The 21,506-nt window shown below is 67.2% G+C and carries 17 protein-coding genes; 11 read left to right on the plus strand and 6 right to left on the minus strand.

Annotated features, from left to right (window positions below):
- Positions 1–201 precede the first annotated feature (201 nt).
- Positions 202–1,203, plus strand: a complete 1,002-nt coding sequence (locus F1C10_RS07950; protein ID WP_185209947.1) for a HEPN domain-containing protein — start codon at positions 202–204, stop codon at positions 1,201–1,203.
- Between the two features lie 55 nt (positions 1,204–1,258).
- On the opposite strand, the gene F1C10_RS16685 is transcribed toward F1C10_RS07950, so the two are convergent.
- Complete coding sequence (locus F1C10_RS16685) at positions 1,259–1,462, minus strand: BrnA antitoxin family protein (RefSeq protein ID WP_258043130.1); 204 nt, start codon at positions 1,460–1,462, stop codon at positions 1,259–1,261.
- A 182-nt stretch (positions 1,463–1,644) separates the two neighbouring features.
- Between F1C10_RS16685 and F1C10_RS07960 the strand changes: the two genes are divergently transcribed.
- Positions 1,645–1,857 (plus strand): hypothetical protein, encoded by a 213-nt coding sequence (locus F1C10_RS07960; protein ID WP_185209949.1) that lies wholly within the window; start codon positions 1,645–1,647, stop codon positions 1,855–1,857.
- A gap of 34 nt (positions 1,858–1,891) precedes the next feature.
- Here the strand turns inward: F1C10_RS07960 and F1C10_RS07965 are convergent, their stop codons facing one another.
- On the minus strand, positions 1,892–2,362 hold the full coding sequence (locus tag F1C10_RS07965) for an Lrp/AsnC family transcriptional regulator (RefSeq protein ID WP_185209950.1): 471 nt from the start codon (positions 2,360–2,362) through the stop codon (positions 1,892–1,894).
- Positions 2,363–2,471: 109 nt separating this feature from the next.
- Between F1C10_RS07965 and putA the strand changes: the two genes are divergently transcribed.
- From putA to F1C10_RS07995, 6 genes are all read left to right on the plus strand, one after another.
- Positions 2,472–6,083, plus strand: coding sequence for a trifunctional transcriptional regulator/proline dehydrogenase/L-glutamate gamma-semialdehyde dehydrogenase (gene putA / locus F1C10_RS07970; RefSeq protein WP_185209951.1), 3,612 nt, complete (start codon positions 2,472–2,474; stop codon positions 6,081–6,083).
- Between the two features lie 138 nt (positions 6,084–6,221).
- Positions 6,222–6,653, plus strand: coding sequence for a 50S ribosomal protein L11 (gene rplK / locus F1C10_RS07975; RefSeq protein ID WP_085808582.1), 432 nt, complete (start codon positions 6,222–6,224; stop codon positions 6,651–6,653).
- Positions 6,654–6,657: 4 nt separating this feature from the next.
- Positions 6,658–7,350: a 50S ribosomal protein L1 gene (rplA, locus tag F1C10_RS07980; protein WP_085808583.1), complete on the plus strand. Its 693-nt coding sequence runs from the start codon at positions 6,658–6,660 to the stop codon at positions 7,348–7,350.
- A gap of 121 nt (positions 7,351–7,471) precedes the next feature.
- The gene (locus F1C10_RS07985) at positions 7,472–9,061 is read left to right on the plus strand and encodes an alpha-amylase family glycosyl hydrolase (protein WP_185209952.1); all 1,590 of its coding nucleotides are present in this window, start codon (positions 7,472–7,474) and stop codon (positions 9,059–9,061) included.
- Positions 9,061–10,068 carry a glycosyltransferase family 4 protein gene (locus tag F1C10_RS07990; RefSeq protein WP_185209953.1) on the plus strand — a complete coding sequence of 336 codons (1,008 nt, stop codon included), beginning with the start codon at positions 9,061–9,063 and terminating at the stop codon, positions 10,066–10,068. The genes F1C10_RS07985 and F1C10_RS07990 overlap by 1 nt, the downstream gene beginning before the upstream one ends.
- A 254-nt stretch (positions 10,069–10,322) precedes the next feature.
- Entirely contained in the window at positions 10,323–11,495 is a 1,173-nt protein-coding gene (locus F1C10_RS07995) for an alpha-hydroxy-acid oxidizing protein (protein ID WP_185209954.1), read from the plus strand.
- A gap of 176 nt (positions 11,496–11,671) precedes the next feature.
- Here the strand turns inward: F1C10_RS07995 and F1C10_RS08000 are convergent, their stop codons facing one another.
- On the minus strand, positions 11,672–14,149 hold the full coding sequence (locus F1C10_RS08000) for a PhoX family phosphatase (protein WP_185209955.1): 2,478 nt from the start codon (positions 14,147–14,149) through the stop codon (positions 11,672–11,674).
- A gap of 391 nt (positions 14,150–14,540) precedes the next feature.
- Between F1C10_RS08000 and rplJ the strand changes: the two genes are divergently transcribed.
- Together rplJ and rplL are read left to right on the plus strand one after the other, a co-directional pair.
- Positions 14,541–15,056, plus strand: coding sequence for a 50S ribosomal protein L10 (gene rplJ, locus F1C10_RS08005; RefSeq protein ID WP_085808587.1), 516 nt, complete (start codon positions 14,541–14,543; stop codon positions 15,054–15,056).
- A 48-nt stretch (positions 15,057–15,104) separates the two neighbouring features.
- The gene (rplL, locus tag F1C10_RS08010; protein WP_076743888.1) at positions 15,105–15,482 is read left to right on the plus strand and encodes a 50S ribosomal protein L7/L12; all 378 of its coding nucleotides are present in this window, start codon (positions 15,105–15,107) and stop codon (positions 15,480–15,482) included.
- A gap of 171 nt (positions 15,483–15,653) precedes the next feature.
- Here the strand turns inward: rplL and F1C10_RS08015 are convergent, their stop codons facing one another.
- From F1C10_RS08015 to F1C10_RS08025, 3 genes are all read right to left on the minus strand, one after another.
- Positions 15,654–16,496, minus strand: coding sequence for a sterol desaturase family protein (locus tag F1C10_RS08015; protein WP_185209956.1), 843 nt, complete (start codon positions 16,494–16,496; stop codon positions 15,654–15,656).
- A 78-nt stretch (positions 16,497–16,574) separates the two neighbouring features.
- Positions 16,575–17,789: a hypothetical protein gene (locus F1C10_RS08020; protein WP_185209957.1), complete on the minus strand. Its 1,215-nt coding sequence runs from the start codon at positions 17,787–17,789 to the stop codon at positions 16,575–16,577.
- Positions 17,790–17,862: 73 nt separating this feature from the next.
- Entirely contained in the window at positions 17,863–19,779 is a 1,917-nt protein-coding gene (locus tag F1C10_RS08025) for a CocE/NonD family hydrolase (protein ID WP_374939379.1), read from the minus strand.
- Positions 19,780–19,986: 207 nt separating this feature from the next.
- Between F1C10_RS08025 and F1C10_RS08030 the strand changes: the two genes are divergently transcribed.
- Complete coding sequence (locus tag F1C10_RS08030; protein WP_185209959.1) at positions 19,987–21,435, plus strand: hypothetical protein; 1,449 nt, start codon at positions 19,987–19,989, stop codon at positions 21,433–21,435.
- Positions 21,436–21,506 lie beyond the last annotated feature (71 nt).

The raw sequence follows: 21,506 nt of genomic DNA on the forward strand, positions 1-21,506 counted from the left end.
CAAATTCCTCGAGACGATTACGGCATTCCTTGCCGCTTGGCAGGCTAATGCGGTGCTCCCATCGACAGGCAAGCTACATGAAAAATAACCAGTTACATTGGCGAACGCCCCTTCGTTGAGTTTATCGTAGAGACGTTAAGCAGAGAACTTAGTGACGGCTTTGATTACAATCCGGAGTCCGGCACGAAGCCTCTAATTGAAATGGCAGGCTACACAGATGTGCCTGCGTGTGCTGACAGGCTTGTGAGCCTTTTTGAGACTCTTCCTTGGCACTACAGTATTGCGACGCGACTGCCTGAGGGGCTCATTCCGGACGAGATATGCCAAAGTCGGACGCTATCTTTGGGAGACGGCACGTTCCTCACTGAGCCTGACATGCTATTTAAACAACAATCTCGACTATCTCATGACAACCCCCGGGTGGAGAGCAGAGCAAAAGGTTCGGGTATTCTGACGAAGCTAGCGGTGGGTTCGACAGCATGGCAAGACGGTAGCAGCTATTTCGTCAAACAAGATGACGGAATAGTCGGAATATACGGCGGCGGTACCCTGATGGAGAATACTGAGCGCAGCCTTGAAAGCTTCATTGGCTTAGGTCTCGCAACCAAGTTATTCAGATATGAATATCGTTATGAGAATCCTCAATTAACGTCTAGCTGGTTTATCCACCAGCAAGAAGTAGAGAGATGGCGTTTCTTTACTCGCATTGAAGTCAGCGAGGGTATTCGAGAGATCCTACGCCACACTTCTTCCTTTAAATTTGCAGATAGTTATCCTGAGGAGCACAGGATACCATGGCTGGAAGGCGCTTTGGAGCGGGCCAACTTGATCATATCCTCTCCCAACAGTAAAACTTTACAACTTGCAACAAAATGGTTCTTTGATAGCTTCAAAGGCACTGATGATACTTTAAAATACATAAGGTTGATGGTTACAATAGAAATTCTTCTTGGAGAACACGCGGATACATCAAAAGCAAGCCTGGGTGAACTTTTGGGCAATAGATTGGCGTATCTAATTGGCAAGAACCATCAAGACAGAGCTGAAGTACTAAACGAGTTTAAGAAAATATATGGAGTTCGCTCTAGCATACTCCATCATGGTAAGCACAAATTAAGCTCCTTAGAACATAGTTATATTTCTCGACTAAGAACATATTGTGAGCGCGCAATCACAGAGGAATCTCGTTTGATAATTGCTTGATTCGGGGCATTTGCGCAAAGCCATTTCTACTTAGCAGTTATCGAGTTGTGGCGGTTCACGCCAAGCCCGCCGCCTCCCATAGCGCCTCGTTCATCCGCACCTGCCAGTCCGGCCCGCCCTCGCGAAACTTCTCGATCACATCGGGATCGAGCCGCAGCGTCACTTGCCGCTTCGCCGTGCCGCGCAGCGGCGGACGGCCGCGCGCCACGCCGTTCGGGCCGAAATAGCTCGTCGCCGACTGCACGGCCTTCTGTATCAATCCGTATCGCTGGGCCCGCCGCGGCAAAGCCGCGTCGTCAGCCGGCGCTTGGGCGCCGCTGGCCGGGCGCGCGCGGGTTCGCTCGTGCGTAGCTGCGCTACGCCCTTGCCGCGCGCGCTGTCCTACATCCCCTGTTTCGGTATAACTCCCCCGTCCAGCAACCATCTGCGAGGACGAAACCGATGTCGCATCCGCTCCCCCTCCCCATCGCCACCGATGGCCCGATCACCGATCCGCACGTCGATGCCGTCCGCCACTGGCAGTCGCTGGTCGATCTCGGCCTGATCGGCACGCGCACCGAAACCCCGCCCGATGTCGCCGCGAACCGCGACGCGACCGAGCGGCTGTTTCGTGAGATCGCGCGCGACCGGCGGCGGCTCGAGCGCGGCTGGTAGCGCGCCGGCCGCTCGCCGCCCGCCCCCGCGCCCCTCACCCCATTTCGCGCACCGTCTCCATCACCACATAGGTCGATGTGCTCGACACGTGCGGCAGCGTCGAGATCCGCTCGCCCAGCACCGCGCGATACGCGCGCATGTCCGCCGTGCGCACCTTCAGCAGATAGTCGAAATGGCTCGCGATCATGTGGCATTCCTCCACCTCGGGGATCGCCAGCACGCCGCGGCGGAACGCGTCCAGCGCCGCCTCGCGCGTGTCGGACAGTTTCACCTCGGTGAACGCGACATGCCCCTGCCCCAGCCGCGCGGGATCGACGATCGCGCGAAACCCGCGGATCACCCCGCGCTCGGTCAGCCGCTTCAGCCGAACCTGGCACGGCGTCTTGGATAGCCCCACGCGCTGTGCCAGTTCGGTGACGGACAGCCGCCCCTCGCCCTGCAGCACCGCGATGATCCGCCGGTCGAACGCGTCGAGCTCTTGCGATGCGGCAGGAAATTCGTCCATCGATCTGCTTTCACAAAGGCGAAACGGCCGCGCCGACGCTTCGAGATAAGTCGGAAAGCCCGCGCGCCATTGCCTATATATCTGCGGTCCCTCCTTGCCGGAACCGCTCATGGCCTCGCTCCCCTCGCTGTTCGCCGATTTCGCCCCGCCGATCCGCCCCGCCACCCCGCTGCGTGCCGCGATCACCGCCGCCGCGCGCCGCCCGGAGCCCGAGGCGCTCGCCCCGCTGCTCGACGAGGCGACGCTCCCCGATGATGTGAAGGCGCAGGCGCTGTCGGTCGCCACCAGCCTCATCACCGCGCTGCGCGCCAAGCATAAGGGCACCGGGGTCGAAGGGCTGGTGCAGGAATATGCGCTGTCCAGCCAGGAGGGCGTCGCGCTGATGTGCCTCGCCGAGGCGCTGCTGCGAATCCCCGACGATGCGACGCGCGACGCGCTGATCCGCGACAAGATCGCCGGCGGCGACTGGCGCAGCCACATGGGCGACGGCCGCTCCCTATTCGTCAACGCCGCCACCTGGGGCCTGGTGGTGACGGGCAAGCTCACCAACAGCGTCAACGACCGTGGCCTCGCCGCCGCGCTCACCCGCCTCATCGCCCGCGCCGGCGAGCCGGTGATCCGCCGCGGGGTCGACATGGCGATGCGCATGATGGGCGAACAGTTCGTCACCGGCGAGACGATCGGCGAGGCGCTGAAGCGCGCCCGTCCGCTCGAAGCTCGCGGCTTCGGCTACAGCTACGACATGCTGGGTGAGGCCGCGACCACCGCCGCCGATGCCGACCGCTATTATCGCGATTACGAGACCGCGGTACACGCGATCGGCAAGGCGTCCGCCGGCCGCGGCGTCTATGCCGGCCCCGGCATCTCGATCAAACTCTCCGCCCTCCACCCGCGCTACGCCCGCGCGCAGGCGAGCCGCGTGATGGACGAGCTGCTGCCCCGCGTCCGCGCGCTCGCCCTGATCGCCAAGGGCTACGACATCGGTTTCAACATCGACGCGGAAGAAGCCGACCGCCTCGAACTGTCGCTCGACCTGCTAGAAAGCCTCGCCACCGATCCCGATCTCGCCGGCTGGAACGGCCTCGGCTTCGTCATCCAGGCCTATGGCAAGCGCTGCCCGTTCGTGATCGACTGGATCGTCGATCTCGCCCGCCGCGCCGACCGCCGCATCATGGTCCGCCTCGTCAAGGGCGCCTATTGGGATGCCGAGATCAAGCGCGCGCAGGTCGATGGCCAGGCCGATTTCCCGGTCTATACCCGCAAGATCCACACCGACGTCTCGTATCTCGCCTGCGCCCGCCGCCTGCTGGCGAACCGCGACGCGGTGTTCCCACAATTCGCCACGCACAATGCCCAGACGCTCGCAACGATCTACGCGCTCGCCGGCTCCGATTTCACGCTCGGCGATTACGAGTTCCAATGCCTCCACGGCATGGGCGAGCCGCTCTACGACGAGGTCGTCGGCGCCGACAAGCTGAACCGCCCGTGCCGCATCTACGCCCCCGTCGGCACGCACGAGACGCTGCTCGCCTATCTCGTCCGCCGCCTGCTCGAAAACGGCGCCAACAGCTCGTTCGTCAACCGCATCGCCGATCCCGAAGTGTCGGTCGCCGATCTCGTCGCCGATCCCGTCGCGATCGTCCGCGCCGCCGATACGCCGGGGCACAAGCACGCCGCGATCGCGCTCCCGGCCGATCTCTATCCCGATCGCCGCAACTCCGCCGGCCTCGATCTCGCCGACGAGTGCACGCTGGCGGCGCTGGCCGAGACGATGCAGGCCGGCGCGCACGCGAAATGGCACGCCGCCCCCGCCGATGGGCAAGGCACGCCGCGCCCAGTCCGCAACCCCGCCGACCACCGCGACACCGTCGGCACCGTGGTCGAGGCATCGCCCGCACAGGCCGCCGCCGCGGCGCGCACTGCCGCTCGTTTTGCCCCCATTTGGTCCCAAAAAGCCCCCTCTGATCGCGCACAAATGCTCGATTTGGCCGCCGATTCCATGCAGGCGCGCATGCCCGAACTGATCGGTTTGATCGTGCGCGAGGCCGGAAAATCGGTTCCCAACGCCATCGGCGAGGTGCGCGAAGCGATTGATTTCCTGCGCTATTATGCCGATCAGGCGCGCCGCACCCTCGGCCCGTCGCACCGCCCGTTAGGCGCGGTCACCTGCATCAGCCCCTGGAACTTCCCCCTCGCGATCTTCACTGGCCAGATCGCCGCCGCCCTCGTCGCCGGCAACACCGTGCTGGCGAAGCCTGCCGAGGAAACCCCGCTGATCGCCGCGCAAGCCGTTGCGATCCTTCACGAATCCGGCATTCCCGCCGACGCGCTCCAGCTGCTCCCCGGCGACGGCGCGATCGGCGCCGCGCTCGTCGCCGCACCGGAGACCGCTGCGGTGATGTTCACCGGCTCCACAGAAGTCGCCCGCCTCATCCAGCGCGAGCTCGCCACCCGCCTCTCCCCCCAAGGCACGCCGATCCCGCTGATCGCCGAGACCGGCGGCCAGAACGCGATGATCGTCGATAGCTCCGCGCTGGCCGAACAGGTGGTGGCCGACGTGATCGCGTCGGCCTTCGACAGCGCCGGCCAGCGCTGCTCGGCGCTGCGCATCCTCTGTCTGCAGGAGGAAGTCGCCGACCGCATCCTGACGATGCTGCGCGGCGCGCTCCACGAACTGCGCGTCGGTCGCACCGATCGACTGGCGGTCGACATCGGCCCGGTCATCACCGCCGAGGCGCAGGCCGGGATCGAGCATCACGTCGCCGCCTTGCGCAGTCGCGGTGCGAAGGTCGAATCACTCCCGCTCGGGGAGGAAACGTCGCACGGTACCTTCGTCGCCCCCACCATCATCGAGCTGAAGGATCTCGCCGACCTCGAGCGCGAGGTGTTCGGCCCCGTCCTCCACGTCATCCGCTTCAAGCGTAGCAACCTCGACGCACTGATCGATCGTATCAACGCCACCGGCTACGGCCTCACCTTCGGCCTCCACACCCGGCTCGACGAGACAATCGCGCACGTCACCGCGCGGGTGAAGGCAGGCAACCTCTACATCAACCGCAACGTCATCGGCGCGGTGGTCGGCGTCCAGCCGTTCGGCGGTCGCGGCCTGTCGGGCACCGGCCCCAAGGCGGGTGGGCCGCTCTACCTCGGCCGGCTGATGCACGATCCGGTGACGGCGCCCGCGATCAGCTCCACCGTCGCCGACCCCGCCGCACGCGAACTCGCGGTGTGGATCGACGCGCAGGGCGACGCCGCCGGCGCAGCACTGGTGCGTGACGTGGCGGCGACCGCGCTGCTCGGCGCCGAGGCGGAGCTCGACGGCCCGGTCGGCGAGCGCAACCTCTACGCGCTCCACCCGCGGGGCCGCATCCTGCTGCTGCCCGAAACGCCGCAGGGCTTGGTGGCGCAGCTCGCGGCGGGCCTCGCGACGGGCAACGACCTCGTCGTCGACGCTGCGGCGCGCACTGACCTCCCCGCCGCAATCGCCGCGCGCGTGCAGTGGAGCGCCGATTGGACCCGCGAGGGCCCCTATGCCGGCGCGCTGATTGAGGGCGACGCATCGCGCGTGCGCACCGCACAGCAGCAGGTGGCGGCGCTCGACGGCCCGATCGTCCTCACCCAGGCGAACGACTACCGGACCGAATGGCTCGTCGAAGAAGTCTCCACCTCGATCAACACGACCGCAGCGGGCGGCAACGCCAGTCTTATGGCGATGACCTGACCCAGTATCGGCCGTGTGCGAACGCACTAGCTTTTCGGCCGCCCTTCCGCTAAGCGCGCCGGCTTCCAGACAACTGGAACGCTTGCGGGAGGGCGCTGCCACGCGTCCGCACGAACCGCTAAACTTAAAGAGAGTGACATGGCGAAGAAGATTACAGGCTATATCAAGTTGCAGGTGCCCGCCGGCGCCGCCAACCCGTCGCCGCCGATCGGCCCGGCGCTTGGTCAGCGCGGCGTCAACATCATGGAATTCTGCAAGGCGTTCAACGCCAAGACGGCCGACATGGAGAAGGGCTCGCCCCTCCCCACCGTCATCACCGTCTATGCGGACCGTTCGTTCAGCTTCGAGACCAAGACGCCCCCGGCGACCTTCCTCATTAAGAAGGCGCTGAACCTCAAGTCGGGTTCGAAGGAGCCGGGCAAGACCTCGGCGGGCACGATCAAGCGCTCGCAGCTGTCGGAAATCGCGCAGGTCAAGATGGCGGATCTGAACGCCAACGACATCGACGCAGCAACGAAGATCATCGAAGGCTCCGCTCGCGCGATGGGCCTCCAGGTTGTGGAGGGCTAAGACCATGGCGAAGCTCACGAAGAAGCAGAAGGCGATCACGATCGACCGTGAGAAGCTGCACGGCGTCGACGAGGCGATCAGCCTCGCGCGTGCCGGCGCCACCTCGAAGTTCGACGAGACGATCGAAGTCGCGCTGAACCTCGGCGTCGATCCGCGTCACGCCGACCAGATGGTCCGCGGCGTCGTCACGCTGCCCAAGGGCACCGGCAAGACGGTGCGCGTTGGCGTGTTCGCCAAGGGCGCGAAGGCTGACGAGGCCCGCGAGGCCGGCGCCGACGTGGTCGGTGCGGAAGACCTGATGGAGACCATCCAGGGCGGCACGATTGATTTCGATCGCTGCATCGCGACCCCGGACATGATGGGCATCGTCGGCCGCCTCGGTAAGGTGCTGGGTCCGAAGGGCCTGATGCCGAACCCGAAGCTCGGCACCGTGACGATGAACGTCGCCGAAGCGGTGAAGGCCGCCAAGGGCGGTCAGGTCGAGTATCGCGTCGAGAAGGCCGGCATCATCCACTCCGGCATCGGCAAGGCGAGCTTCCCGGCCGAGGACCTGCGCGCGAACTTCGACGCGCTGGTTGACGCGGTGGTCAAGGCCAAGCCGTCGGGCGCCAAGGGCAAGTACGTCCGCAAGGTCGCGATCTCGAGCACCATGGGTGCCGGGATCAAGGTCGACGTGGCGGAAGTTGCCTCGGCCTGATCGCGCGACGATCGCCGTACAAAGGAGGCCGGGGGCAACCCCGGCCTTTTTTGTTGGTTGCGCAGGCCGGTGGGGCTAGCCGGCGCGTGAACCCAATCGTTGCCGCCGCGTTACGACGCGCATGAGCGAGGGTTCCCTCGCCGCGCCCTGGTGGCAGCGCGGCGTTATCTATCAAATCTACCCGCGCTCGTTCGCCGATTCGAACGGCGACGGTATCGGCGATCTCGCCGGCATCGAGGCGCATCTCGACCATGTCGCGAACCTCGGCGTCGATGCGATCTGGCTGTCGCCGATCTTCCCCTCGCCGATGGCCGACTTCGGCTATGACGTCGCCGACTATACCGGTGTCGAGGCGATGTTTGGCGACCTTGCCGCATTCGACCGCTTGCTCGCCGCAGTCCACGTCCGCGGGCTAAGGCTGCTGCTCGATTTCGTCCCCAACCACTCGTCGACGCAGCACCCGTGGTTCGTCGAGAGCCGCTCGTCACGCGACAGCCCGAAGCGCGACTGGTACATCTGGCGCGATCCCGCCCCCGATGGCGGCCCGCCCAACAACTGGATCAGCGATATGGGCGGCCCCGCTTGGGAGCTCGATCCCGCGACTGGCCAATATTATCTCCATACCTTCCTCAAGGAACAGGCCGACCTCAACTGGCGCAACCCTGACGTCGCGCAGGCGATGACCGATGTGATGCGTTTCTGGCTCGACCGCGGCGTCGACGGCTTCCGCATCGACGTGCTTTGGCACATCGTGAAGGCGCAAGGCCTGCCCGATAACCCTGCGAACCCCGACTGGCGCGAGGGGATGGCCGAGAAGCTTCGCGTCCTTCAGCACCATTCAACCGATCAGCCCGAGGCGCACGCCTTCACCCGCGGCATGCGGCAGCTCGCCGACAGCTACGGCGAGACGCTGCTCGTCGGCGAGATCTTTCTGCCGCGCGATCGCCTGATGCGCTGGTACGGCAGTGAGGCGGAACCCGGCGTCCACTTGCCCTTCAACTTCGAGCTGATCGAAAATTCGTGGAATCGCGACACGCTCGCGCGGCTCATCGCGGATTACGATGCGGCCATCCCCGACCACGGCTGGCCCAACTGGGTGATCGGCAGCCACGACGCCCCGCGAATCGCCGCGCGAGTCGGTGAGGCCCAAGCCCGCGTTGCCGCGATGCTGCTCCTCACCCTGCGCGGCACGCCGACGCTCTACCAGGGCGACGAGCTCGGCATCGGCACCGTCGACATCCCGCCCGACCGCATTCGCGACCCGCAGGACCTGCGCCAGCCCGGCATGGGGCTCGGCCGCGACCGCTCGCGCACCCCGATGGCATGGGACGCCTCGCCCAACGCCGGCTTCTCCACCGCGGTGCCGTGGCTGCCGCTCCATCCCGACTGGCCGATGCGCAACGTGGCCGTGCAGGAGCAGGACCCGCACTCGATGCTCGCGCTCTACCGCCGCCTGCTCGCCGCGCGCCGCGCGCACCCCGCGCTGTCGCTCGGCCGCATGACGCTGCACGACACGCCCGGTGACGTCCTCGCCTATGAGCGCGTTCACGCCGGACAACGCCTGTTCGTCGCGCTCAACTTCGGCCCGGACGCGCAGGACATCACACCCCCCGCCCGCCCCGGCCGGATCATCGCCGCCACCGGCACCCGCACCGCCTTCGACGGGCGGATCGACGGCGACGAGGGCTTTATCGTGGAACTGGAACCCTGATGCGCATTGCCATGCTCTCGTCGATCTCCTGGCCGACGCCGCCTACCGGTTACGGCCCGTGGGAGCTGGTGACCAGCCTCCTCACCGAAGCGCTGGTCGCACGCGGCGTCGACGTCACGCTCTTCGCCACGCAGAACTCGCTGACCGCCGGGAAGCTCGATGGCGTCGTGCCGCGCGGCTATTCGGAACCGCCGCACCTCGACGCCAAGGTGTGGGAAGCGATGCACATCGCGCATTGCATCGAGCGCGCCGGTGAGTTCGACCTCATCCACAATCAGGCCGATTTCATGCCGCTCGCCTGGTCGCGGCTGATCGACACGCCGATGCTGACGACGATCCATGGCTTCTCGTCCGAGCGGATCGTGCCCGTCTACCAGCGCTACGACGACAACACCCACTACGTCTCGATCAGCGACGCCGATCGTCACCCGTCGCTTAGTTACGCCGCGACGATCCACCACGGCATCCCGCTCGATGAATTCCCGTTCGATGCTGAGGGCAGCGACGACCTCCTGTTCTTCGGCCGCATCCACCCCGACAAGGGCCCGCACGACGCCATCGCCGCCGCGAAGCAAGCCGGCAAGCGCCTCGTCATGGCCGGCCTCGTCCAGGACGAAGGCTATCACGAACGCCAGGTCGCGCCGCATATCGACAACGACCGCGTGGTTTTCCGCGGCGTCGTCGGCGGCGAAGCCCGCACGCAAGCGCTCGGCCGGGCGGGCGCGCTGCTCCACCTGATCGGCTTCGACGAACCCTTTGGCCTGTCGGTGGTCGAAGCAATGGCGTGCGGCACCCCGGTAATCGCGTTCAACCGCGGTTCGATGCCCGAACTGATCGAACACGGCGTCACCGGCTTCCTCGTCGATACGGTGGACGAAGCCGTCGCGGCTATCGCGCGTGTTGGGGAGATCGACCGCGCGACCTGCCGCAGCCGCGTCGCCGAGCGGTTCAGCGTCGAACGCATGGCGGACGATTACATCAAGCTGTACGAGCGCCTGATCGGATAAGCACCCCTTTTAGCCGAGCCCTTCCCCTTTCCCCTTCCCCTCTCCCGTTCGTGCTGAGGAGGTGCTGAGCCGGAGGCGAAGTGCCGTCTCGAAGCACGCCCCGAGCGACGCCGCAGGCGGCATGCGCTTCGAGACGAGGCTTCGACTTCGCTCTGTCTCTCCTCAGCACGAACGGCGGGAGGACACGGTCGGATCGCTGGACAACGCTCACCCACCCCGCGACACTGCGCTCGAAAAGCAGGAGAGCGAACCCCATGCCGCATTACGGCGATCTGCAGACCCGCATCTACGGCGCCGGCCTCTCCGGCGTCATACCGACCTACCCCGTAGATTTCGCCACGCTCGAGAAGCGCGCGCAGGCCGCGCTTCCCCCGCACGTCCTCACCTACGTTCAGGGCGGCTGCGGTGACGAATACACCCAGGATGAGAATGCGCGCGCCTTCCGCCACTGGGGCATGGTGCCGCGAATGATGGTCGATGCGACGCATCGCGATCTGTCGACGACGATCTTCGGCCTCGATCTGCCGAGCCCCGTTTTCATGGCGCCGATCGGCGTCACGGGCATGATGACGCAGGACCAGCACGGCGACGTCGCCGCGGCGCAGGCATCCGCCACCACCGGCGTCCCGCTCACCGCCTCCACGCTCTCCAACGATCCGCTCGAGGACGTCCACGCCGCGTGTGGCGACACGCCGGCCTTCTTCCAGCTCTACACCCCGCGCGACAAGGATCTCGCCGAAAGCCTCGTCCGCCGCGCCGAGACCGCGGGCTACAAGGCGATCGTCGTCACGCTCGACACCTGGGTCACCGGCTGGCGCCCGCGCGACCTCAATGTGTCGAACTTCCCGCAGCTGCGCGGCCACGTGCTCCAGAATTATTTCAGCGATCCGCGCTTCCGCGCGATGCTGGGCGGCAAGGCGCCCGAGGACGACCTGCGCACCGCGATCGGCACCTGGGGTGCGACCTTCGGCAAGGTGCTGACGTGGGACGATCTCCCCTGGCTGAAATCGATCACCAAGCTGCCGATCGTCCTGAAGGGCATCTGCCACCCCGACGACGCACGCCGTGCGATCGACGGCGGCGCGGACGGCATCTACGTTTCCAACCACGGTGGCCGGCAGGCGAACGGCGGCATCGCCGCGATCGACATGCTGCCCGCCGTCGCACAGGCGGTGAGCGGCCGCGTGCCGGTGCTGTTCGACAGCGGCATCCGCTTGGGCACCGACGTGGTCAAGGCGATCGCGCTCGGCGCCGATCTGGTCGGCGTGGGCCGACCCTACAGCTACGGCCTCGCGCTCGGCGGCGCGCAGGGCTGCGCGCACGTGCTCAACTGCATCCTCGCGGAGGCGGACCTGCTGATGGCGGTCAACGGCTGGCCGACGCTGGCGACGGTGCGTGAGGCAGGGGCGATCCGGACGGATCGCTAAGCCGACGCCCCCCCGACACGCATCATCCGCGCGCAGGCGGGGGGCCATATGCTTCGACCCGGCCGGTGGAACCGGACGTCCGTCAGTATGGATCCCGCCGGCGCGGGGATGACGGTTGTTCACGATCGATGCCCTGTCCCCCTTCTCCACCGGAGGAAGGGGGACACGGTCAACCGTCAGATTCCGACCAGCCCGCCGTCCTCGCGCGTTATCACGATCGTCGCCGAGCGCGGGCGGCTCGACGTCGCGGGCGTGCCGCTCTGCGAGGCGGGCCAGCTCGACGTGATGTTGGTCGGCCCGCCGCCTTCACCCGGGTGCTGGATGTTGACGAACAGCGAACGGCCGTCGGGCGTCGAGGTGATGCCGGTGATCTCGCACTCCTTCGGCCCCACCAGGAAGCGCTTCAGCGTCGCGCCGGGCGCCTTGCCGACGCGGGTCGTCGCCGTGCCGCTGCCCGCCGGCGTCGTGTTAGTAATTGTCTTCGTCGCGCCGTCGCCGACGCGGCCCGGGATCGCGGCCAGCATCTGGTTGTTCGTTACGTCGGTATAGGCGCCATCGTCGGTCTGCAGCCACATCACCGGATTGATCTGCCCCGCGACGTTCGACGGCAGGCTGAACCACAGCCCGTCGGGCGACGAGAAGTCGTTGCTGTCGTCGAGCCCAGAAAGGTTGATGTTGTCCTTGTTGAGGTCGCTGCCCGAACCGAAGGCGTAGATGTCCCAGGTGAAGCCCGCCGCCTCGGTCGTGTCTCCGTTCTCGCGCAGGCGGATGACGTGCCCGTTGGCATTGCCCACCGTCTGCCCGCCCGTCGTCTTGGGATCGACATAGGCGCGCGGGTTCGCCGCATCGGCCCGTGCCGGGGTGCGCGACGAATTGTTGGTCAGCGTGCAGTACATCTCGCCGGTCGCCGGATTGACCGCGGTCCACTCCGGGCGGTCCATCGGCGTCGCGCCGACGATATCGGCGGCGAGGCGCGCGTTGATCAGCACATCGGCTTGATCGGCGAACGGATAGGTCGTGTTGCCGCTCGTCAGCGCGCCCTGCCCGAATAGGAGCGGCAGCCACTGGCCGCTGCCATCGGCGTTCATCTTCGCGACGTAGAGCGTGCCGGCATCCAGATACTTGTCGCCCACTGCCAGGCGATCGGCCGCGGAGGCGTCCGCCGCGGTCCACGGCGTGCTGGACACGAACTTGTAGATATATTCGTTCTGCGCGTCGTCGCCCATGTAGAAGGCGGGCCTGACGCCGGCGACCATCCGGCCGGGCTCCACCCCTTCGTGGTTCATGCGGCCCAGCGCGGTGCGCTTGCGCGGCGTCGAGCCGGGATTGTACGGATCGATCTCGACGATCCAGCCGTACTGGAACGCCTCGTTGCGGAAATCGGCGGTGCCGTCCGCCGCCCCGTCCGCCGTGGCGGTCACGTTCCACTTGCGGAACACCGTGCTCGATGCGTCCACCGGGGTCACCGTCGTCCAGCCGTAATTGCCGCGATTGCCCTCGCGGATGCCGTAGCGGGTCAGCGCGCCGTTCTGCGTCGCCTGCCCGGCCGCGACGCGCACCGCGGCATCGCCCGTATCGCGGCGGAAATAGCCCGCCCAATTCTCTTCCGCGGTGGCATACGTGCCCCACGGCATCGTGCCGTTGGCGCAATTGTTGATCGTGCCGCGCCCCTGCGTGCCGTCCTTCGAATAGGCCGTGCGCAGCGCCGCATTGCCGCTTGCCGGCCCGCTGAACGCCGTCGGCGTGTTCGGCGTGATGCGGCGGTTCAGCGCCGACGTCTGGACGTAGTTCCACGCCGATGCGCCGCGCGTCACCTCGATCACCGATACGCCGTGCGCCTCGATCTCCTTGATCGCCTCGCCCTCGGGGCGGACCCCGCCGGTGGTGGTCTGCCCGTTGGGATGAAGGTAGCTCTCCGTGATGTTCTCGTGATTGAGCACCAGTAGCCCGCGCGTGCTCGCGCCCGGATCGCGGGTTGCGCCGCTCGCCGCCAAGCCGAAGAAGCTCATGCCGTCATGATGGTCGCCGGCGCGCGCGGCAAAATTGGTGTCGCTGCCGTCGTTGGCATAGGCGGGCGTCGCGCCGTTGATCGGATCGCCCAGCCGATAGAGTATTGTCACGCGATAGCCGGCGGGCACGGTGACGAGATCGTTGCGGTTCTTTGCCACCGCGGTGAAATCGAGCGTCGCGGGCGACACCGTCACCGTCGTGTCGGCAGTCGCGCTGTCGCCGACGCCGGTCGTGCCGGTGAAGCGGAAGACGAGCGGCGTCGCGCTCGACACTGCGGGCGCGGTGAAGGTCGCGGTGGCGCTGTTGGTGTTGGCGAGCGTCACGCTCGGGCCGCTCACCTGCGTCCACGCCACGGTCTGCGCCGTCCCGCTTGCGGTGCCCTGCAGCGTCACCGTCTTGCCCGCGGTGGTCGCAGCGGCGCTGCCCGTCGTCACCGTCACGCTGTCGCGCGTCAGCAGATCGTCGTCGTCGCCGCATCCTGCCAGCAGGACGCCGCCGAACACCGCCGTCGTCATCGCGGTCAGCCCGCCGCGCAGCGTCTGGCGCCGCGAGTAGCGCTTGGCGATCAGATCGCCGAGATGCTGGTTGCCGCTGCGATCGGTATCGATATCGCCGTCGTCGTACAGAAAAGTCGTGTCGGTCATGGTCCCCCCCGGAGGCTTCGCTTGTCGTCTTCGGCCTGTGGCGGGGGCGGATGACGCCCGCATTGCGCGGCGGTTGCACATCGATGGCGGTTCGATGAGCGTTTGATGACGATTGACGAGGCGGCGATTTCCGCTATGTGGCCGCGCTTGCCGTGCCTTCGGGGACGGCGCCGTCCGAGACAGCGGGTGGGTGTTCGCGCCCTTAATGCCCCGCCGAGACGGGGACAGGATTTATGCCGCGAACGCCCTAGCGTTCCGGTCTGCCGCATGCTTCACGCAAGCCTGCGACGCTTCCCATTCCCCATCGCTGGACAACCGCATGCGGTATTTTCCGTGTGCGGATCGTAACCGGCCGCAGCCTTCGGGATGCGGCCAAAGTGTGGAGAATGGCATGGATCGTGCTGAAAAGGCCGCAGCCGTCGCCGAACTCAAGCAGACCTTCTCCGAGGTCGGCGTGGTGGTCGTCACCCGCAACCTCGGCCTCACCGTCGCGCAATCGACGCAGCTGAGGACGAAGATGCGCGAGGCCGGTGCCGTCTACAAGGTCTCGAAGAACAAGCTTGCCAAGATCGCGCTCGACGGCACCGACTATGACGGCCTGGGTGAATATCTCACCGGTCCGGTCGGTCTCGCGACCTCGGTCGATCCCGTCGCGGCTGCCAAGGTGGCCGTGGATTTCGCCAAGACGACCGACAAGTTCGAGATCGTCGGCGGCGGAATGGGCGCGACCAAGCTCGACGTGGAGGGCGTGAAGGCGCTCGCCACGATGCCGTCGCTCGACGAGCTCCGGGCGAAGATCGTCGGTCTCATCGTGGCGCCTGCCACGAAGCTGGCGACCATCACCCAGGCGCCCGCCGCGCAGATCGCGCGCGTGCTTGCAGCTTACTCGGAAAAGGAAGCCGCCTGATCCTTCAGGCAGCATCGTTTCATCTGAACGTTTCAAAGGAAATATATCATGGCAGACCTGAACGCGCTGGTTGACCAGCTGTCCGAACTGACCGTCCTCGAGGCGGCCGAGCTCTCGAAGCTCCTCGAAGAGAAGTGGGGCGTCTCGGCCGCAGCAGCGGTTGCAGCGGCTCCGGCAGCTGGCGGCGGCGCTGCCGCTCCGGCCGCTGAAGAGAAGACCGAGTTCGACGTGATCCTCACCGGCGACGGTGGCAAGAAGATCAACGTCATCAAGGAAGTCCGCGCGATCACGGGCCTCGGCCTGACCGAAGCGAAGACGCTCGTTGAGTCGGCTCCGAAGGCGATCAAGGAAGGCGTCTCGAAGGACGAGGCCGAGAAGGTCAAGAAGCAGCTCGAGGAAGCTGGCGCGACCGTCGAGGTCAAGTGAGCCGCTGCGGGGAAGACGGGTCATGCTGACCCGCATCCCCGCAAGGCCGGCCGGCGTGGGGCAAAGGCCCACGTCCGACGTCACGGGACTTGCTCCCGTGACGGCAAGCCACAAGAGAAAGGCGGCCCCCGCAAGAAGGCCGCCTTTTTCTTTATTAGTTCCGGGCGCGACTCACCCCGTCGGCACTGCCCTAGCCTCCCCGCCGCCCACGCGCGCCTCCACCTCGACTGCCGGTGCCAGCCGCCACGGCAAACTCACCCATTCGCGCAGCGTCCGCGGCTGATCGGCCTCCGCGATCCCCGTCGTCGGCCATTCGTCGGCTGCGGGAAAATAGGCAGTGCCGAACAGCCGATCCCACAGCGGGGTCACCGCGCCGAAATTGCGGTCGAAGTGCCGCTGCTCGGTCGAATGGTGGATGCGGTGGAAACGATTGTCGACGAACACGCATCGCAGCGGGCCGAAATGCCATCGGCTCGACGAGTGAATGTACGACGATTGCATGTGCAGCAGCAGCGCGATCACCGGCACTATTGCCCCGGTATCTGAAACGATCAGGCTCGACGGCAGCGTGATCAGCACCGCCTGAACGAACGGCTCGGTCACGTGGTGGAACGAATTGGTGCTGTTGAGCTCGCGCACCGAGTGGTGCACCGCGTGAAAGCGCCACAGCCAGCGATGCTGCGCGCGGTGACACCAGTAGAAGAAGAAGTCGGCGACGAACGCGCTCGCCAGCGGCGCGGCGACGACTGCTGCCGCGCCCGCCCAGGTGAAACTCAGCGGCAGGACGATCAGCGGCTCGACGCCGACATGCCGCCACAGCGCGTGGAAGCCGCCGTAGGCGAGCGCCGCCACGACCGACCACAGCAGCCAGAAAACGAGGCCGGGGATGCGGCTGCGCAGGCTGTGCCGCTCGCGTCCGGTGATGAGCTCGATCGCCGTCATCGTCGAAATCGCGAAGGCGAACAGGACGAGGCTGGCCCACAGCTGGCCCGGCAGTTCGCTGATCCATTCCATCGCCGCAGCGTAGCGACATCATGGTTCGCCGCCGGTTAACGCGCGCTCAAAAGCGCGCGCTGCGGCGATACTCCCAACCTACCGCCCGCTATGCGGCCGAACGCCGATCGTCTCGAACATACGTGACGGCTGGTCGAGCCAGAACGGTCCGAGCTTCGCCTGCCCCGCCCGCTCGACGCCGAGCGCGTGGACCGACGTCGTCTGCCCGCCCGCGTGCACCACGCGGATCGCCAGCACGGGCACGAACATCGGCCGGTCGCCTGCGGTCAGCACGGTGATCGCATCGCGCGGCATCGTTGCCAGCGTCCGAACGCGCTTGGCCTCCCCCGGCGCGAGATCGAACAGCGGGGTGGCGGGGCGATCGACGCCGCCGGCGAACAGCGCGGCGAGCACGGCGTCCTGCCCCGGCTGCGCGCTGAGCAGCCGCACCTCGAGCGCGATCCCGGTCGCCGCGACATCCGATATGTTGCGCACCGTGATCGTCGCATCGGCGGTTGCGGTGATGAGGTTGAGCCCGGCGCGGCTGACGACCGGCGGTTCGATCTCGAGCCATGCCGACGCCTGTGCGGGCTCAAGGAAGCGCGGTGCCGGCGCACCCGCCGCAGGCGTTGGTGGAACGGCCGAGCGAAGAGGCGCCGCCGCCGCGGCTGCGCCGACAAAGGTCTCGTCGGGCGTACCAGACGGGGGAACAGGATCCGGCAGCGGTTCGGCGGCGATCGCCTGCTCCGGGGCTTCCCCTTCGAGAGCGGCCGCGCGACGCCGGCGCAGCAGCAGCGCGGCACCGCCGCCAAGCAGCGCGACGATAAGCACGGGCAGCAGCCACGTCGGCCGCGCAGGCTCTTCCGCCGGTGGCAGTACCGCCGGCGTCGACGTTACGACGGGCGTCGGGCTGGGGGCGACGATCGGCGGCGTCACGGCGTCGCCCGCGGCGGGCGCGCTTGCCGCACCGGCCGAAGCGGTCGGCTGAGGCACCGGCGAAGGCGTCGCCTGCGGCGTCGGGGCTGCGCGCGGCGCAGCGCGGGCCGGCCCATCCGGCGTTGGGCGTGCGGTTGGTGTCGCACCCGGCGTCGACGTGGCGCGCGGCGTCGGGCTCGCCACGGGCGCGGGTGTCGGTTCTGCCGCGGGCGGTCCGACGACCGTTGGCGTCGCGTTTGGCGCCGGGGTCGGCGTCGGCTGCGGTGTCAGGCTGAAGTTGCCGAGGTCGGGGATGGCCTGCCCCGCCTCCTGCGCTGCCGCGCCCCCCGCCGCGTCGAGCGCGAGCGACACCGCCGCCCCCGTCAGCCATCGCCGCATCGTCGCCCCACTTCGCCCACCCTTCTGCATCGTCAAACCGCTAGTCCGCTCAAGATGAACCGCCGACAACCGCTCACGGCCGCGCCTGCGGCTGATCGATCGCCACCACCGGCAGCCACACCGCGCTCGCCTGCGCGCCGCCGCGCACCAGCGTCACCGTCGCCTTCTGATAGTCCGCCGGCTTGGCGAGGAAGATGTTGGGCACATAGGTCTGCGGGTTGCGGTCGTAGAGCGGGAATTGCGACGATTGCACCTGCACCATCATCCGGTGGCCCGGCTGGAACACATGGTTCACCGTCGGCAGGCGGAAGCGATAGCGCTGCACCTTGTTCGCCGGGATCGCCGAGGGCTTCTCGAAGCTGTCGCGATAGCGTCCACGGAAAATGTCCTGGCTGATCGCCAGCTGATAGCCGCCCTTCTTGGGATCGTTGGGATATTCGTCGGGATAGACGTCGATCACCTTGACGACGAAGTCGCCGTCGGTGCCGCTCGTCTTGGCGAAGAGGTCGGCGATCGGTGCCCCCGATACGCGCATCGGCTGCGTCAGCGGCGTGGTCTGATACGTCATCACGTCGGTCCGTCCGTCGACCGATCGCTGGTCCGATACCAGCCACGCGCCCCAACGCCCGTCGTCGAAGTTCACCGGGCGCGGCAGGTGCGGCACCGGCTTCGCGGGATCGGCGACGTAGCTGTCGCCGCCCGCCGTGCCCTTGTCGAAACCGAGCGCGCCGTCCGCGGCGAGGTAGATCGGCTTCATCGGCGCGGCGCACCCCGCCTCGCACGCCAGCGGCCATTGCGCCAGCTTGTCCCAGCGGTTCGCGCCGGTGTTGTAGATCAGTGCCTGCGGCGGCGTGAACGCCGGCCGCCCGTCGCGCAGATATTGGTCGAAGAAGGGGAACAGATATTCCTCGCGCCACTGCGTCGCGGTGTCACCGTTCCATTTGAAGTCACCCAGCGACGAGCCGTCGTAATTCGCCTGGCTGTGCCGCCACGGCCCCATGACGAGGAAGTTGTTTCCGGCTTTGCCCTTCGCCTTCAGCGCCTCCCAAGCGGTGATCGCGCCGTACATGTCCTCCTGGTCGAACAATCCCTGTTCCCACATCGTCGGCACGTTCGACGGGTTGGCGGCGAGCAGCTTATCCAATGCCTGCCCCTGCCAGAAGGTGTCATAGGCCGGGTGCGCCACCATCCGCTGCCAGTACGGCAGCCCGGCATAGCCCGACTTCTCCGCCCACGCCCCGGCCGATCCGATGCGGCGGAACTGCTCGTAATCGTCGTAGATGCCCGACGGCGGATCCTTGCCCGCGCCCTTGAACCCCGTCTGGCTGCCGAGCCAGCCGATGTTGGCGAGGCGGAAGGCGCCGTAGTGGAACCAGTCGTCGCCCATCCACCCGTCGATCATCGGGCTCTCGGGCGCCGTCACCTTGAGCGCGGGGTGCGGCGCGAGCAGCGCCATCGCTACCGTCAGCCCTTCGTACGACGAGCCGAGCATGCCGACGCGCCCGTTCGTCTCGGGCAGATTGGCCTTGTTCACCAGCCACTCGATCGTGTCGTACGCATCGGTGGTATGATCGACCTTGGTCGGGTTGAGCGGGCCGACGACGGGGCGCGTCACGACATAGTCGCCCTCCGATCCGTACTTGCCGCGAATGTCCTGAAACACGCGGATATAGCCGGCGCGGACGAACGGCTCGTCGCCCTGCGGCAGGATCGACGCCATGTTTGGGCTGTCTGCGACGCGGTTGACGCGGCCGCTGGCGTTGTACGGCGTGCGCGTCAGCAGGATCGGCGCGTTCGCCGCGCCCTTGGGGATGACGATAACGGTGTGCAGCTTCACGCCGTCGCGCATCGGGATCATCACCTCACGCTTGACGTAATCGCGCGCGGCGATCGGATAGGCGAAGCCCGACGGCACATCGCCGGCGGGCGGCGGGGTCTGCTGCGCGGCGAGCGGGGTGACGGCCAGCGCGGCGCCGGCGAGCAGCAGCAATTTCTTCACGTATCCATCTCCCAGGCGGCGCAGCGTACCCGCCATGCCGGGTGATGCGCAGGCACCGGGCGATAGTCGCCCTGCCCCGCCACGATCAACTGTTTCACGTTTCCTTGATTGGTGGTGTGCGATCGTCAAGCGATGCGCCCCGCCCCCGACCTTGTCCGCCAACTGAGGCCGCTACGGCTCGAACGGTTGCTCGCGGCGATGGCATTGCTCGCGCTGCTGCCGTTCCTCGCCGCGCGCCTGCCGTCAATGACCGATCTGCCCGGCCATATCGGGCGCTACGCGGTGATGCTCGATCGCGGGGCGACGCCGTCGCTTGAGACATATTACGATTTCCACTGGCGGCTCGTCGGCAATCTCGGCGCCGATCTCGGCGTGCTCTTGTTCGGCTGGCTGGGTGCGGAGCGCGCCGCCTGGCTCGTCAGCGCAGTGATCGCGCCGCTGACGATCGGCGGCATCGCCGCCGTCAGCCGCGCGCTTCACGGCCGCGTACAGCCCGGCGCGGTCGCGGCCGCGTGCTTCGCGATGGCGAACCCGCTGATGTTCGGCTTCGTCAACTACTGCCTGTCGCTGGCGCTCGCCTGGTGGTCGTTCGCGCTGTGGATAAGGCTGCGCGACCGGCGCGCGACGACCGCGCTCGCGCCGCTTACGCTCGCGGCGACGGGAACGTGGCTCGCGCATGCGATGGGCTGGGGTGTGCTCGCGCTGCTCGTCGGCGGGTTCGAGCTGGAGCGCCTCGCGCGCCGGCGGACCCGCGCCGCGCTCGTCGATGCCGTAGTGCGCGCTCTCGCCCTCGTTCCGCCGATCGCCCTGACGCTCGCGTGGCGCGGCGACGGCGGCGCGCTTTTCGCGTGGGGCGACGATCTCCTCGTGCGCAAGGCGATGAACTGGATCGTCGTGCTACGCGGCGAGGCGAAGTGGATCGACCTCGCAACCCCCGCCCTGCTCGCGCTCGCCATGCTCGTCGCATGGCGGCGCCATGCGATCGACTGGCGATTGGGCATCGGCGCGCTGCTATCCGCGCTCGCGTGTTTCGCGATGCCCACCACGCTGTTCGGCAGCTGGGGCGCCGACGAGCGGCTTGCCCCCGCCGCGGTGACCGCCGCGCTATTGTCGCTGCGCTGGCGTGGCAGCCGACGCGGTGCGCTCGCCATCATCGCGCTCGCCGCCACGCTCTTCGCGCTGCGCACCACGATGATCGCCCGCGACTGGCACCGGCTCGACCAGGCCTATGCGTCGCACCTGCGCGCACTCGATCGCGTGCCCCATAGCGCGCGCATCCACGCCGTCGTCTTGCAGGACCGCTGCCATACCGCGTGGCAATCGACCGCCTACACGCACTTCGCGAGCCTCGCGATCGGCCGGCGCGGCGCGCTGGTCAACAGCCAGTGGCTGCTACCCGGCGCCGCGCTGCTCACCGTGCGTACCACCGGCGATCCCGAACTCGGCCACGACCCCTCGCAGATGGTCGACGGGTTCGACTGCGCTGGCCCGATCCCCCAGCCGCTGGCCGCGCGGCTGGCGCAGCTCCGCACGGGCGAATGGGACTTCCTGTGGGTGCTCGCCACCCGCAACGTCGATGCGTGGCCGGGGCACACGCCGGTATTCCGTGACGCCAACTCCGCGCTGTACCGCCTGCCCGCCGGTTGACGCCAGCCGGCCGCGCGCCTATATCGCGATCCTTACCACAGCTTCGGGAAATGGCATGGCGTCGCGCACCG

Source organism: Sphingomonas sp. NBWT7 (assembly GCF_014217605.1).
Classification (GTDB): Bacteria; Pseudomonadota; Alphaproteobacteria; order Sphingomonadales; family Sphingomonadaceae; genus Sphingomonas.

Bases quoted from the DNA above. Each gene is read 5' to 3' on its own strand.
- rplJ (WP_085808587.1), top strand. From the start codon at position 14,541: ATGGATCGTGCTGAAAAGGCCGCAGCCGTCGCCGAACTCAAGCAGACC.
- F1C10_RS07965 (WP_185209950.1), bottom strand. From the start codon at position 2,362: ATGGACGAATTTCCTGCCGCATCGCAAGAGCTCGACGCGTTCGACCGG.
- F1C10_RS07990 (WP_185209953.1), top strand. From the start codon at position 9,061: ATGCGCATTGCCATGCTCTCGTCGATCTCCTGGCCGACGCCGCCTACC.
- rplK (WP_085808582.1), top strand. From the start codon at position 6,222: ATGGCGAAGAAGATTACAGGCTATATCAAGTTGCAGGTGCCCGCCGGC.
- F1C10_RS07995 (WP_185209954.1), top strand. From the start codon at position 10,323: ATGCCGCATTACGGCGATCTGCAGACCCGCATCTACGGCGCCGGCCTC.
- F1C10_RS08030 (WP_185209959.1), top strand. From the start codon at position 19,987: ATGGCATTGCTCGCGCTGCTGCCGTTCCTCGCCGCGCGCCTGCCGTCA.
- F1C10_RS08015 (WP_185209956.1), bottom strand. From the start codon at position 16,496: ATGGAATGGATCAGCGAACTGCCGGGCCAGCTGTGGGCCAGCCTCGTC.
- F1C10_RS07960 (WP_185209949.1), top strand. From the start codon at position 1,645: ATGTCGCATCCGCTCCCCCTCCCCATCGCCACCGATGGCCCGATCACC.
- rplL (WP_076743888.1), top strand. From the start codon at position 15,105: ATGGCAGACCTGAACGCGCTGGTTGACCAGCTGTCCGAACTGACCGTC.
- F1C10_RS08020 (WP_185209957.1), bottom strand. From the start codon at position 17,789: ATGCGGCGATGGCTGACGGGGGCGGCGGTGTCGCTCGCGCTCGACGCG.
- F1C10_RS08000 (WP_185209955.1), bottom strand. From the start codon at position 14,149: ATGACCGACACGACTTTTCTGTACGACGACGGCGATATCGATACCGAT.
- F1C10_RS07950 (WP_185209947.1), top strand. From the start codon at position 202: ATGGCAGGCTACACAGATGTGCCTGCGTGTGCTGACAGGCTTGTGAGC.
- F1C10_RS07985 (WP_185209952.1), top strand. From the start codon at position 7,472: ATGAGCGAGGGTTCCCTCGCCGCGCCCTGGTGGCAGCGCGGCGTTATC.
- putA (WP_185209951.1), top strand. From the start codon at position 2,472: ATGGCCTCGCTCCCCTCGCTGTTCGCCGATTTCGCCCCGCCGATCCGC.
- rplA (WP_085808583.1), top strand. From the start codon at position 6,658: ATGGCGAAGCTCACGAAGAAGCAGAAGGCGATCACGATCGACCGTGAG.